The organism is Thermus sp. (assembly GCF_056332225.1).
Genome location: NZ_JBWGQW010000003.1, coordinates 16,834 through 30,074 on the forward strand (window position 1 = coordinate 16,834; position 13,241 = coordinate 30,074).

Sequence of the window (13,241 nt, forward strand, 5' to 3'; positions counted from 1 at the left end):
AAGCATGGACCTCTTGAAGAAGGAGTACACCGGCGTCACCTACATCTCGGGGCCCCTGCTCTTCGTGGAGAACGCCAAGGACCTGGCCTACGGGGCCATCGTGGACATCAAGGACGGCACGGGCCGGGTGCGGGGCGGGCAGGTGATCGAGGTCTCCGAGGAGTACGCGGTGATCCAGGTCTTTGAGGAGACCACGGGCCTGGACCTCGCCACCACCAGCGTGAGCCTGGTGGAGGACGTGGCCCGGCTTGGGGTCTCCAAGGAGATGCTGGGCCGCCGTTTCAACGGGATCGGCAAGCCCATTGACGGCCTGCCCCCCATCACCCCGGAGAAGCGGCTTCCCATCGTGGGCCTGCCCCTGAACCCCGTGGCCCGCAGGAAGCCCGAGGAGTTCATCCAGACGGGCATCTCCACCATTGACGTGATGAACACCCTGGTGCGGGGGCAGAAGCTCCCCATCTTCTCCGGCTCGGGCCTTCCCGCCAACGAGATCGCCGCCCAGATCGCCCGCCAGGCCACGGTGCGCCCCGACCTCTCCGGGGAGGGGGAGAAGGAGGAGCCCTTCGCCGTGGTCTTCGCCGCCATGGGCATCACCCAGCGGGAGCTCTCCTACTTCATCCAGGAGTTTGAGCGCACGGGGGCCCTGAGCCGCTCCGTCCTCTTCCTCAACAAGGCCGACGACCCCACCATTGAGCGCATCCTCACCCCCCGCATGGCCCTCACCGTGGCCGAGTACCTGGCCTTTGAGCACGACTACCACGTGCTGGTCATCCTCACGGACATGACCAACTACTGCGAGGCCTTGCGGGAGATCGGCGCCAGCCGTGAGGAGATCCCCGGGCGCCGCGGCTACCCCGGCTACATGTACACCGACCTGGCCACCATCTACGAGCGGGCCGGGGTGGTGCAGGGGAAGAAGGGAAGCGTGACCCAGATCCCCATCCTCTCCATGCCCGACGACGACCGCACCCACCCCATCCCCGACCTCACGGGCTACATCACCGAGGGGCAGATCCAGCTCTCCCGGGAGCTCCACCGCAAGGGCATCTACCCGCCCATTGACCCCCTGCCCTCCCTCTCCCGGCTCATGAACAACGGCGTGGGCAAGGGCAAGACCCGGGAGGACCACAAGCAGGTCTCCGACCAGCTCTACTCCGCCTACGCCAACGGGGTGGACATCAGGAAGCTGGTGGCCATCATCGGCGAGGACGCCCTCACGGAGAACGACCGCCGCTACCTGCAGTTCGCCGATGCCTTTGAGCGGTTCTTCATCAACCAGGGCCAGCAGAACCGCTCCATTGAGGAGAGCCTGCAGATCGCCTGGGCCCTCCTCTCCATGCTCCCTCAGGGCGAGCTCAAGCGGATCTCCAAGGACCACATCGGCAAGTACTACGGCCAGAAGCTGGAGGAGATCTGGGGCGCGCCCCAGGCCTTGGACTAAAGGAGGGCAGATGAGCCAGGTGAGCCCCACCCGGATGAACCTTCTGCAAAGGCGGGGGCAGCTCCGCCTGGCGCAGAAGGGGGTGGACCTCCTCAAGAAGAAGCGGGACGCCCTGGTGGCCGAGTTCTTCGGCCTGGTGCGGGAGGCCATGGAGGCGAGGAAGGCCCTGAACCAGGCGGCCAAGGAGGCCTACACCGCCCTCCTCCTGGCCCAGGCCTTTGACGGCCCAGAGAGCGTGGCCGGGGCGGCTTTGGGCGTGCCCCTCCTGGAGGGGGTGGAGGCGGAGGTGGAGAACGTCTGGGGAAGCAAGGTGCCGAGGCTCAAGGCCACCTTCCCCGAGGGGGTCCTCCTTTCCCCGGTGGGCACCCCGGCCTACACCCTCGAGGCCAGCCGGGCCTTCCGCCGCTACGCCGAGGCCCTGGTCCGGGTGGCCAACACCGAGACCCGCCTGAAGAAGATCGGGGAGGAGATCAAGAAGACCACGCGGCGGGTGAACGCCCTGGAACAGGTGGTGATCCCCGGGATCCGGGGCCAGATCCGCTTCATCCAGCAGGTCCTGGAGCAGCGGGAGAGGGAGGACACCTTCCGCTTGAAGCGCATCAAGGGGAAGATCGAGGCCCGGGAGGCGGAAGAGGGGACCCCCTCCCCCTAGGCCCAGGCCGTAAGGACCCCCTGGGCCCTGCCCGGGGGGTGGTTCTTGGGGCTCGCCTCTTCCGCGAACCCTCGGCCTAAACCAGGGCCATGCGCCCCTTTGGGCCGAGTATGGGTGCCCGCACCTTGGCTTTACAACGTGGAATGCCCGAGCTTTTTCGGGTGGGGCCCCCACCGCGGCAAAAGCCGCGGCGGGGTGCGTTAGCCGGCCTTGGCCTCCTTTAGGATCCGGAGGAGGACGGTCTGGAGGATGCCCCCGTTTTTGTAGTAGTCCACCTCCACCGGGGTGTCCAGGCGGGCGATGGCCTGGAAGCGGACCTCGCTCCCGTCCTCCCGCCTCGCCACGATGTCCACGAGCTTCCTGGGCTTGAGGTCCTCGAGGCCCAGGATGTCGTAGACCTCGTACCCCGTGAGGCCCAGGGTCTCCCGGTTCTCTCCCGGCAGGAACTCCAGGGGCAGGACCCCCATCCCCACCAGGTTGGAGCGGTGGATGCGCTCGTAGCTTTCCGCCAGCACCGCCCTCACCCCGAGGAGGTAGGTGCCCTTGGCGGCCCAGTCGCGGCTAGAGCCGGTGCCGTACTCCTTCCCGGCGATGACCAGGAGGGGCGTGCCCTCGGCCTTGTAGCGCATGGCGACGTTGTAGACGAAGTCCACGTCCCCCTCGGGGAGCTTCTTGGCGTATCCCCCCTCAATCCCGTCCAGCATGAGGTTCTTGATGCGGATGTTGGCGAAGGTGCCCCGCATCATCACCTCGTGGTTGCCGCGCCGGGAGCCGTAGGAGTTGAAGTCCTCGGGCTTCACCCCCTTGCTTAAGAGGTACTGCCCGGCGGGGCTCTTCACGGGGATGGCCCCCGCGGGGGAGATGTGGTCCGTGGTCACCGAGTCGCCGAGCACCAGGAGGACCCTGGCCCCCCGGATGTCCTCCACCTTCCGCTCGCCCAGGTCCTCAAAGAAGGGGGGGTTCTGGATGTAGGTGCTCTCGGGGTCCCAGTGGTAGAGCTCCCCGGTGGGGGCGGGGAGGGCCTGCCAGCGCTCGTCCCCCTCAAAGACCTTGCTGTACTCCTTCTTGAAGAGCTCGGGGTCCAGGGTCTTCCGGATGGCCTCCTGGATCTCCGCCATGGAGGGCCAGATGTCCTTGAGGTAGACGGGCTTGCCGTTGGGGTCATGGCCCAGGGGCTCCGTGGTGAAGTCAATGTCCATGCGCCCCGCCAGGGCGTAGGCCACCACCAGCATGGGGCTCGCCAGGTAGTTGGCCTTCACGTGGGGGTTGATGCGGCCCTCAAAGTTCCGGTTCCCGGAGAGGACGGCGGCCACCACCAGGTTCCCCTCCTCCACCGCCTTGGCGATGTCCTCAGGAAGCGGCCCGGAGTTCCCGATGCAGGTGGTGCACCCGTAGCCCACCAGGTGGAAGCGGAGGGCCTCGAGGAAAGGCATGAGCCCGCTCATCTCCAGGTAGTCCGTCACCACCTTGGAGCCGGGGGCGAGGGAGGTCTTGACCCAGGGCTTGGTGTCCAGGCCCGCCTCCACGGCCTTCTTGGCGAGAAGCCCCGCCCCGAGCATCACCGAGGGGTTGGAGGTGTTGGTGCAGCTGGTGATGGCGGCGATGACCACGGAGCCGTGGGTGAGCTCAAACTCCTCGTCCTGCCGCTTTACCAGGACCTTCTTCTGGAGCTGGTCCTCGGAAAGCCCGAAGCCCCGTTCCTTCACCGGCTTGGTGAGGTGGAGGAGGAAGCTCTTCTTGACCTCCTTAAGGGGCACCCGGTCCTGGGGGCGCTTGGGGCCGGCGAGGGAGGGCTCCACCGCGCTTAGGTCCAGCTCCAGGTGCTCGGAGTACCGGACCTTCTCCTCGGCCTCCGGGGTGCGGAAGAGGCCCACCGCCTTGGTGTAGGCCTCCACCAGCTCCACGAGTTCCTCGGGGCGGCCCGTCTGGCGGAGGTAGTTCAGGGTCTCCTCGTCCACGGGGAAGAAGCCCATGGTGGCCCCGTACTCGGGGGCCATGTTGGCGATGGTGGCCCGGTCGGCCAGGGAGAGCTTGGCCACCCCGGGGCCGTAGAACTCCACGAACTTGCCCACCACCCCGTGCTTGCGCAGGATCTCGGTGATGGTGAGGACAAGGTCCGTGGCCGTGGCCCCCTCGGGAAGCTCGCCGAAGAGCTTGAAGCCCACCACCTTAGGGGCGAGCATGTAGTAGGGCTGGCCCAGCATCACCGCCTCGGCCTCAATGCCCCCCACGCCCCAGCCCAAAACCCCCAGGCCGTTCACCATGGTGGTGTGGCTGTCGGTGCCCACCAGGCTATCCGGGAAGGCCAGGGTGAGCCCGTCCCGCTTTTCGGTCATCACCACCTTGGCCAGGTACTCCAGGTTCACCTGGTGGACGATGCCCGTGCCCGGGGGCACCACCCGGAAGTTCTCCAGGGCCTGCTGGCCCCACTTGAGGAGGAGGTAGCGCTCCTTGTTCCTCTCGTATTCCTTCTCCACGTTGTAGAAGAAGGCGTAGGCCGTGCCGAAGGCGTCCACCTGCACCGAGTGGTCAATGACCAGGTCGGCGGGCACCACGGGGTTGATGCGCTTCGGGTCCCCGCCCCGCTTGGCCACGGCGTCCCGCATGGCGGCGAGGTCCACCACCGCCGGGACCCCGGTGAAGTCCTGGAGGATGACCCGGGCGAGCTTCAGGGGCACGTTGATCTCCCCGGGCTCGGGTTGCCAGCGGGCCAGGGCCTCTATGTCCTCCCGGGTGACCTGGTAGCCGTCCTCGTTGCGGAGGAGGCTTTCCAGCATCACCCGGATGGAGAAGGGGAGGCGGGAAACCTCCGCCACGCCCTTCCGCTCCAGCTCCAGGAGGTCGTGGTAGCCGTAGGTGCCGCTTGGGGTTTTAAGGGTTTTTAGGGTTTGGAAGCTGTCCTTCATGGTGCTCCTTTCCCTTCCCCCGTTCGGGAAAGAGGGCGTGCCACTCGCTTCTTTTGGGGGAAGATTCCAGCCCGAGGGGGGGCGCCCGCCCCGGCTTTCCTCACTATAGCACTTCCGTAGGTTCAGCTCCGCCCGCGCTCCCGGGCCCGGCGCCTTCTCCGCGAGGAGGGGGATGGCCCTCCCCCAGGTTCTCCGCCATGGCCTATAGGACGCGCTCGTGGGTCCGGTCCATGCCCCTAAGTACCCCACCGCGGTTTTTGCCGCGGCGGGGGCCCCAAAAGAGCTTTCCCACGGCCTAAGCTTGAGCATCCCGTGTTGCAAAGCCAAGGTGCGGGCACTTAGCGTAGCGCCTTGGGGGAGGGGGGCGTGTCCCACCCCAGGCCCTCGAGGAAGAGGAGGACCTCCGCCCTCACCTCCTCCCACAAGGCCTCCCGGGGGCGTTTGAGGGGCCTATCCCCCCTTTGGGCCCCGTAGGCCCCGAAGCCCGCGTGGTTTAAGCCCTCCACGAAGACCACCCGGGCCTTCTTGGGAAGCCTTTTGGCCTTCTTTCGGGCCTCCTCCGGGGGAAGGAGGCCGTCTTCCGTGCCGAAGAGGGCGAGGGTGGGGAAGGCCTCCTCGGAGAGGTCCTCCTCGGGGTAGGCGGCGAAGAGGACGAGGGGAAGCTTTTCTTGGGCCGCCACTCCCGCCGCCACCACCCCGCCCAGGCTGTGCCCGCCCACCGCCAGGGGGAGGCCAGGGTGGGCCCGCCCCGCCTCGAGGGCCCGCTCCTTCGCGAGGAGGGCGATGCCCTGGGGCACCTTGAGGAGGACCACCCCGTACCCCGCCTCCACCAGGGGGGCGAGGACGGGGGCGTAGGCCAGGGGGTCCACCCGCGCCCCGGGGTAGAAGGCGAGAAGGGCCTTGGGGGCTTTGGGGAAGAGCTCCAGGCCGTAGGGGGCTTCCTTCGGGACCAGGCCCGCCCGGCTTAGGTAGCCTTGGACCCAGGCCTCCGCCGGGTAGGGCCGGAAGAGGTAGAAGGTGGCCCCCACCAGGGCTCCCCCCAGGGCCAGGGCCAGGAGGAAGAGGAAGAGAAGGAGGCGCTTGGCCGCCATGCCTCACCTCAAGAGGGCTTCCTTGGCCCTGGCCCGTCGCCCCTCAAAGGCGTAGAAGGCGGCGGGAACCACGAATAGGGTGAGGAGGGTGGAGGAGAGGAGCCCGCCCAGGATGATGACCCCGAGGGGCCTCCGGTACTCCGCCCCTTCCCCGGTGCCCAGGAGGAGGGGAAGGCTGATGATGAGGACGGTGAGGGTGGTCATGAGGATGGGCCTGAGCCTGAGCCTCGCCGCCTCCACCAGGGCCGCCTTTAGGGGCATCTCCTCCATCCGGCGCACGGCGAAGTCCAGGAGGAGGATGGCGTTTTTGGTGACCAGGCCGATGAGCATCACCACCCCGAGCACGCTGATCACGTCCAGGCCCGTCCCCAGGAGGTAGGTGAGCCAGAAGGCCCCCACCAGGGCCAAGGGCACGGGGAGGAGGAGGTAGAGGGGGTAGCGCCAGGCGTTGAACTGGCTGGCGATGACTAGGTAGTTGAGGACCAGGGCCAGGAGGAAGGCCAGGGGGGCGAGGCGGGCGAGCTCCCCGGTGAAGCTCCCAAGGCCCGTGGCCAGAAGTTCCACCCCATCCCCCAGAAGGCCCTTTTCCCGAAGCTCCCGCTCCAGCTCCCGCTGGATCTGGAGGCTTCCCGGGGCCTCGGGGCGCAGGTTGACGTTGATCCCGGCGGCGTAGGCCTGGTTGCGGCGGGAGATGAGGGTGGGGCCGGGCCTCTCGGCGAAGCCCCCCAGGCTCCCGAGGGGCAGGAAGGCTTGGAGGGCGGGGGCGTAGACGGGAAGGGCAAGGAGGTCGGCCTCGCTCCCTAGGCGCAGGGGGTCGGCCTGGACCACCACGGGGAGCTCCTCCCCGCTCCTCCTCGCCGTGGCCGCCTGGACCCCCGAGAGGTAGAGCCTCAGGGCCTGGGCCAGGTCCTGGGGGGTGAGGCCGGTGCCGGAGAGCCGGGCCGGGTCCGGCACGAAGACCCTTTCCCGCTGGGTGGCCTCGAGGGTGCTCTTCACCGAGAGCACGTAGGGCTTCTTGGCGATCTCCTCCACGATCTCCCTCGCCCGCCTTTCCAAGAGGGCGCGGTCTGGGCTCACCAGGAAGAACTGGAGGTCGGCGTCCCCGGCCTCGGGGCCGGTCTGGGCCAGGACCCGGAGGTCCGCCCCCGGGAAGTCCTTGAGGGCCTCCCTGCCCTCCCGGTTGAAGGCCTCGGTGAGGGCGAAGATGTCCTCCCGCTCCCCCTTGGGCTTGAGGACGATCTGGAGCTGGACCCGGGAGGGGTCCCCCACCTGGGCCCCGCCCGTGGCGCTCGCCCCCACGATGGTCACCACCCGGGCCACGGCGGGGTGGGCCAGGAAGTAGGCTTCCAGGGCCCTTGCCGCCCGGTCGGAGACGGAAAGGGGGGTGTCCTTGGGCAGGAGGAGGGTGGCGGTGAGGACCCCGGTGTCCGAGCGGGGGGTGAAGTTGAAGGGGATGCGGGGCAGGATGGGGAAGAGGGAGAGGAAGGCCAAGAGGGCAAGCCCGAGGACCAGCCGGGGACGATGGAGGGCCCCTTGCAGGGCCTGGGCGTAGGCCTCGGTGAGGCGCCCCAAGGCCCCTTCCGCCCCCTGGTGGAGGAAGCGGGCGAGGGCCCCGAGGAGGGCCAGGAGGAGGCGGCCCAGGTAGCGCCCGAGGCCCAGGAGGGCGGGGTAGAGGACGAGGAGGAGAAGGTGGAGGGGGCCTTGGCGGGAGAGGAGGAAGGCCAGGGCGAGGCCGAGGAGGAGCCCAAGGGGGGCGCGGAAGCCCCGGCGGTAGGCCCAGGCGAGGTCCTGGGGGAGGAGGAGGGCCCCCTTGAGGGCCTCCTTGAGGGCGGGGGGTTCGGGGTCGGGGAAGTAGGCCAGGCGCACCGTGAGGAAGAGGAGGGCCTCGAGCCAGCTCACCGCGATGGCCGCCGCCATGCCGAGGCCAAACTGCTGGAAGATCTGGCCGATGAGCCCGGGGAGGAAGCTTATGGGGAGGAACACCGCAAGGAGGCTTAGCGTGGCCGCGGCCACGGCCACGCTCACCTCGCTCGCTCCCTTGAGCACCGCCTCCTTGGGGCCTAGGCCCATCCTGCGGTAGCGGTCTATGTTCTCCGCCACCACGATGGAGTCGTCCACCACGATGCCCACCGCCACGGTGAGGGCGAGGAGGCTGATGAGGTTGTAGGTGAAGCCGAGGAGCCCGAAGAGGAGGATGGCCCCGGAAAGGGTGATGGGGATAGCGAGGATGACGGAGAAAACGGAGTTGAGCTTGCCGAGGAAGACGAGGACCACCAAGGAGACGGCGAGGGCCGCCAAAAAGGCCTCCCGCACCGTGTCCAAAACCGCCGCCCGGATGAACCGGGTGGAGTCCAGGGCCACCTCGGCCCGGTACCCGGGGGGCAAGGGGATGGCCTCCAGGGCCCGCTTCACCCCTTGGGCCACGGCCACGGCGTTGGAATCGGGGGTCTTGACCACGGCGAGGAGCACGGCGGGGCGGCCGTTCACCCGGTTCAGGGTGGTGGGGGCCTCGCTTTCCTCCACCACCCGGGCCACGTCCCCCACCCGGAGGCCCCGGGAGGCGTCCAGGAGGAGGCCCGCCACCTCCTCCGCCCGAGCTGGGGTGGAGCGCAGGGTGTAGACCAGCCGCTTCTCCCCCTCGGTGAGGGCGCCCAAGGGGAGGTTCAGGGCCGAGGCGCCTATGGCCTGGACCACCTGCCCCCCTGCCACCCCCAGGGCCTGGAGGCGGTCCGGGTCCAGGTAGACCTTGAGGACCCGCCTCGGGGCCCCGGTGAGGCGGATGTCCGCCACCCCCGGCACCAGCTGGAGCCTGGGCTTTAAGGTGCGCTCGGCGTAGCGCAGGACCCGGGAGAGGTCCTCCCCGGGGGCCTCGAGGGCCAGGTAGAGGATGGGGCTCGCCGAGGGGTCAAACTTCTGCACCACCGGGGCCGAGGCGTCCTTGGGGAGGGCGCCCCGGGCCGCCGCCACCTTCTGGCTCACCTCCACCGCCGCCTGGTCCACGTTTACCCCCTGCCGGAACTGGAGGAAGACCAGGCTGAAGCCCTCGGTGGAGCTTGAGCCCAGGGTGTCCAGGCCGCTTAGGGTGGAGAGGGCGTCTTCCAGGGGCTTGGAGACCTGCTCCGCCACCTCCTCCGGGCCCGCCCCGGGGTAGCTGGTGGAGACCGCCACCACGGGCACGCTGAACCGGGGCAGAAGCTCCACCCCAAGCCCGAGGCCGAGGAGAAGCCCCACCAGCACCAGCCCCACGAAGATGGCGGTGGCGAAGACGAAGCGCTCCACGAAGAAGGCCACCAGGGGGTTTTCCCTCACCGCACCACCTCCACCGGGTCCCCCTCCCTAAGCCCCTCGGGTAGGGGATGGACCACCAGGGCCCCTTCGGGAAGGCCCTCCACCGCCACCCGGTCCCCCTCCTGGGCGAGGAGCCGCACCTCCTGCCGCCGGGCCTTCCCCTCCTCCACCCGGTAGACGAAGGCTTTGCCCTCCTCGGCCCTTAGGGCCCCCGCGGGGAGGAGAACGCCCTCGGCGAGGCGTTCCCGGTAGCGCACCTCCGCCGGGCCCGGGGTGAGGGGGGCTTGGGGCTTCAGCACCACCTCCACCAGCCGGGTCTGCCCCGGCAGGTCGGTCTTGCGGAGGAGGCGGGCCGCCACCTCCTTGCCGTCTTGCCGCAGGAGGAAGGGGGTTTCGGGGGAGAGGGCCGAGGCCTTCTCGGGGGGCAGGTAGACCTTGGCCAGGAGGTTTTCCGTGGTGGCCAGGCGGAAGGCCCGGCTACCCGTTCCTAGGAACTCCCCCTCCTTGGCGTAGACCTCCACCACCTCCCCGGCGAAGGGGGCCCGCACCACGCTCTCCCTGAGGTTCCGCTCCGCCTGGCGCACCTGGAGGCGGGCGGCCTCCACCTGGAGCTCCAAGAGCCGCACGTCCTCGGCCCGGTCCAGGCGGGCCAGGGCCTCCTTGGCGTTGGCGTAGGCGCTTTGGGCCTGCTGGTACTGGGCCTCGAGGGCCTTCAGGTCCAGGGGGGCCAAAGCCCCCACCTCCAAGAGGGCCCTTCCCTCCTCGTAGCGGCGCTTGGCCGCCTGGAGCTGGGCCTCCGCGGCCTTTAGCTGGGCGAGAAGGGCGGCCCGGCTTCCCGAAAGCTGGCTCCTGGCCCGCTCCAGGTTGGCCTCGGCCTGGGCCAGGGCGAGGCGGGCCTGGGCCAGGGCTTCCTGGAAGGGGGCGGGGTCCAGAAAGACCACCCCCTCCCCCGCCCTGACCCGGCTTCCCGGGGGCAGGGCGCGCACCACCCGCCCGGCGGCTCCCGCGGCCACCAGGCTGTCCTTTTCCGCCTGCAGGGAGGCGGAAGCCCGGGCCTCCCGTTCCAGCGCCCCGCGCCTCGCCTCCACCACCCGGACCTGGGCCCGGGGAGGGCCTTCCTGGGCGGGGCCGGGGGCTTCGGCCTTCCTCGGGCCGCAGGCGAAGAGGAGGAGGGGAAGGAGCAAGAGAAGAGGCCTCATGGTTCACCTCGAGGCCAGAAGGCCGTAGTGGGCCTTCAGGTAGGCGTGCTTGGCCTGCTCCTGGGAAAGCTCCGCCTGGAGGAGGGAAAGCTCCGCCTGGAGGAGGCTTAAGCGGCTCGCAAGGCCCGCCCGGAAGCGCTTCTCCTCGGCGGCGTACCGCTCCTTGGCCGCCCGGTAGGCCTCCTCGGCGGCCTTCACCCCCTGGAGGAGGGGGGAAAGCTGGGCGTAGCGGGCCTCGAGGCCTACCCGGAGGGAGCGCTCCAGGTTTTCCAGGTTGGTCCCCACCGCCTTGATCTGGTCCTCCAGGGCCTCTATGTCCTTCCTGGGGGCGAAGCCCTCGTCCAGGAGGCCCCGCTGGAAGCGGAGGAGCTCCAGGGACTGCCGGAGCTGGAGCAGGTCGGCGTGGGCCCGCAGGAGGTCCTCCACCACCCCCTTTTCCGGCAGGGGGGGAAGCTCGGCCACGGGCTCAGGCTTCCAGGGGCCCACCAGGTTTTCCAGGGCGGCCCTGGCGCTCTCCAGGCCCTTTTGGGCCAGGTCCAGGTTCTTCCTGGCCTCCAGCACCCGGTTGCTCGCCTCCAGGAGGTCCAAGGAGGTGGCCCCGCCCCCCTTGGCCCGCACCTCAGCGGCCTTTAGGGAAAGCTCCGCCACCTCCAGGGCCTTCGCCGCCAGGCGCGCCTGGATCCCGGCCTCCAGGGCCTGGGTGTAGGCCGCCACCAGGTCGCTTTCCGCCTGGGCCAGGGCCCTTCGGTACTTGGCCTCGGCCAGGGCCAGGGCCTGCCGGGCCTGGAGCTCGGAGAGGGGGGTGAGGAGGGGGTCCTGGAGGAGGCGGGCCAGGTCCTTGGCCTTGGCCTCCACCTCCATGCGGGCCAGGGTGACGCCCGCCGCCTCCTGGGCCTTCTTCAGGGCCTCGGGAAGGGGCTGGGCCAGGGCGGGAAAGAGCAGGAAAAGGGCAAGAAGGGCTTTCTTCACGGGTTCACCTCCAAAAGTTCGCCGTAAAGCTGGTAAAGCTCCATCCGTTTGCTCAAGAGGTCGCTTTGGGCCTGCAGGAGGGCGAGCTCCGCCTGCAAGAGGCCGAGCTCCGCCTGCAGGAGGGCGAGGGGGCTTTCCAGGCCGAGTTCCAGGCGCTTTTGGACCTCCTCCAGGGCCCTTTCCTGGGAACCCCTCCGGAGGTAAGCCAGGGCCAGGGCCGCCTCGGCGCTCTGGAGGGCGCTCTTCAGGCTTGCCTCCTGGAGCCTGGCCTGCTCCTCCGCCGCCTTCAGGGCCGCCTCCGCCCCCTTCAGCTGGGCCTGGGCGGCCTCGAGGCCCGAGAGGAGCCCGGGGGAGAGGGTGAGGGAGAGGGTGAGCCGGAGCTCCTCCTTGGCGCGGTAGCTCCCCCCCGGTACCTGGGTGGGGGGGCGGGCGGGGTCAGCGCGGGTGTAGGAGAGGGTGGGCTGGAGGGTGCGGCTTCCCAGGCTTAGGGCCAGGGTATCGTTTCCCGAGGGGTAGAGGAGGTAGCTCGCCTGCGCCTGGGGCAGGAGGTTCCTCAGGGCGCTCTGGTAGGAGATTTCCGCCTCCAGGACCGCGAGCTTGGCCTCCTCCACCGCCAGGTAGGCCCCTCCCCTGGGCGGGGGGATCTCCGGGAGAGGCTTCCCGAGGTCCACGAGGCCCTCCGCCGCCCTCCTTGCCAGGTCCACCCCCCGCCTGGCCTCCTCCAGGCGGTTTTCCGCCTCCTTCAGGTTGAGCTCCGCTTCCCGGAGCTCCTTGGGGCTCGCCTGGCGCTTCCTGGCCGCCTCCAGGGCCTTTTGGGCAAGCTCCAAGGCCTTCCGGGCAACCCTCTCCCCCAGGAGGGCCTGCTGGTAGCGGCCCCAGGCGGCCACCGCCTGGGCCTGGAGGGCGGAGAGGGTGCGGCGGTAGCCCAGCTCGGCCCGCCTCAGGGCGATCCGGGCCCGTTCCCGCCCGTCGGCCACCTCCCCGAAGGGGAAGGGGGTGAGGGAGAGGGCCAGGGTGAGGCTTCCCGTGGCGGCGGGAAGGCTTCCGCAGAGGGCCTCCGGCGCGCACTCGTACCCTAGGCGGGCGTAGCTCCCCTGGACCTGGAGGGCCAAGGGGCTTTCCTGGGCCTCCAGGGCCTTCCTGGCCGCCTCCAGGTAGGCCGCCCCTTGCCGGGCCAGGGGGTGGTCCTGGAGGGGGGCCAGGGCCCCTTGGGCCAGGGCGGGGGCCAGGAGGAAGGGGAGGAGGGCCTTACGCATCCTCCCCCCCCGTGAGCTTCCGCAGGAGGTCGCGGAAGAGGAGGAGCTCATGGGCCTCGAGCCGGGCGAGGCGCTGGCCGAAGAGGGAAAGCCAGGCGGCCTGGAGCCTCTCCGCCACCTCCAGGCCCCTCTGGGTGAGGCGGAGGTGGAGTCGCCTGCGGTCCAAGGGGTCAAGCTCCCGCTTCAGGAGGCCCCCCTCCTCCAGGGAGGCCAGGAGGTGGGAGACCTGGGAGGGCTGGACCTCCAGGTGCTCCGCCAGGCGGGAAGGGGCGCTCACCCCTTCCTTGACCAGGCGCAGGACCTCGGCCTGCAGGAGGGAGAGGCCCTCTTGGGCGAAGGCCTCCTTGGCCTGGGCCAGGAGGAGGCGCATGAGGGCGTAGCCCAGCTGGGAAAGCTCTTGCACCAGGGGGGCGGGCGGTCCGTTCATACCCTTCAACTA

Annotated in this window: 9 protein-coding genes; 2 read left to right on the forward strand and 7 right to left on the reverse strand. The window is 69.7% G+C overall.

Annotated elements, in window-relative coordinates; all coding sequences use genetic code 11:
* The first annotated feature begins 4 nt into the window (after positions 1 to 4).
* The gene (locus AC01Y6_RS01235; protein WP_428721500.1) at positions 5 to 1,441 is read left to right on the forward strand and encodes a V-type ATP synthase subunit B; all 1,437 of its coding nucleotides are present in this window, start codon (positions 5 to 7) and stop codon (positions 1,439 to 1,441) included.
* Between the two features lie 10 nt (positions 1,442 to 1,451).
* Positions 1,452 to 2,093 carry a V-type ATP synthase subunit D gene (gene atpD, locus AC01Y6_RS01240; protein WP_476669876.1) on the forward strand — a complete coding sequence of 214 codons (642 nt, stop codon included), beginning with the start codon at positions 1,452 to 1,454 and terminating at the stop codon, positions 2,091 to 2,093.
* A 200-nt stretch (positions 2,094 to 2,293) separates the two neighbouring features.
* Here atpD and acnA read toward each other — a convergent pair whose 3' ends face one another.
* The 7 genes from acnA to AC01Y6_RS01275 form a co-directional block, all read right to left on the reverse strand.
* Positions 2,294 to 4,999, reverse strand: a complete 2,706-nt coding sequence (acnA, locus tag AC01Y6_RS01245) for an aconitate hydratase AcnA (RefSeq protein WP_476669877.1) — start codon at positions 4,997 to 4,999, stop codon at positions 2,294 to 2,296.
* Positions 5,000 to 5,337: 338 nt separating this feature from the next.
* The gene (locus AC01Y6_RS01250) at positions 5,338 to 6,090 is read right to left on the reverse strand and encodes an alpha/beta hydrolase (protein ID WP_428719903.1); all 753 of its coding nucleotides are present in this window, start codon (positions 6,088 to 6,090) and stop codon (positions 5,338 to 5,340) included.
* A gap of 3 nt (positions 6,091 to 6,093) precedes the next feature.
* Positions 6,094 to 9,399 carry an efflux RND transporter permease subunit gene (locus AC01Y6_RS01255; protein WP_476669879.1) on the reverse strand — a complete coding sequence of 1,102 codons (3,306 nt, stop codon included), beginning with the start codon at positions 9,397 to 9,399 and terminating at the stop codon, positions 6,094 to 6,096.
* Positions 9,396 to 10,577: an efflux RND transporter periplasmic adaptor subunit gene (locus AC01Y6_RS01260; protein WP_428715348.1), complete on the reverse strand. Its 1,182-nt coding sequence runs from the start codon at positions 10,575 to 10,577 to the stop codon at positions 9,396 to 9,398. The genes AC01Y6_RS01255 and AC01Y6_RS01260 overlap by 4 nt, the downstream gene beginning before the upstream one ends.
* 3 nt (positions 10,578 to 10,580) lie before the next feature.
* Complete coding sequence (locus tag AC01Y6_RS01265) at positions 10,581 to 11,546, reverse strand: TolC family protein (protein WP_476669880.1); 966 nt, start codon at positions 11,544 to 11,546, stop codon at positions 10,581 to 10,583.
* Positions 11,543 to 12,802, reverse strand: a complete 1,260-nt coding sequence (locus AC01Y6_RS01270) for a TolC family protein (protein ID WP_476669881.1) — start codon at positions 12,800 to 12,802, stop codon at positions 11,543 to 11,545. Before AC01Y6_RS01270 ends, AC01Y6_RS01265 begins: the two co-directional genes overlap by 4 nt.
* Positions 12,795 to 13,229, reverse strand: a complete 435-nt coding sequence (locus AC01Y6_RS01275; protein WP_428715345.1) for a MarR family winged helix-turn-helix transcriptional regulator — start codon at positions 13,227 to 13,229, stop codon at positions 12,795 to 12,797. The genes AC01Y6_RS01270 and AC01Y6_RS01275 overlap by 8 nt, the downstream gene beginning before the upstream one ends.
* Positions 13,230 to 13,241 lie beyond the last annotated feature (12 nt).

Excerpts from the sequence above, each read along its gene's own strand:
- AC01Y6_RS01235 (WP_428721500.1), top strand. The coding sequence starts at position 5 with ATGGACCTCTTGAAGAAGGAGTACACCGGCGTCACCTACATCTCGGGG.
- atpD (WP_476669876.1), top strand. The coding sequence starts at position 1,452 with ATGAGCCAGGTGAGCCCCACCCGGATGAACCTTCTGCAAAGGCGGGGG.
- acnA (WP_476669877.1), bottom strand. The coding sequence starts at position 4,999 with ATGAAGGACAGCTTCCAAACCCTAAAAACCCTTAAAACCCCAAGCGGC.
- AC01Y6_RS01250 (WP_428719903.1), bottom strand. The coding sequence starts at position 6,090 with ATGGCGGCCAAGCGCCTCCTTCTCTTCCTCTTCCTCCTGGCCCTGGCC.
- AC01Y6_RS01260 (WP_428715348.1), bottom strand. The coding sequence starts at position 10,577 with ATGAGGCCTCTTCTCTTGCTCCTTCCCCTCCTCCTCTTCGCCTGCGGC.
- AC01Y6_RS01270 (WP_476669881.1), bottom strand. The coding sequence starts at position 12,802 with ATGCGTAAGGCCCTCCTCCCCTTCCTCCTGGCCCCCGCCCTGGCCCAA.
- AC01Y6_RS01275 (WP_428715345.1), bottom strand. The coding sequence starts at position 13,229 with ATGAACGGACCGCCCGCCCCCCTGGTGCAAGAGCTTTCCCAGCTGGGC.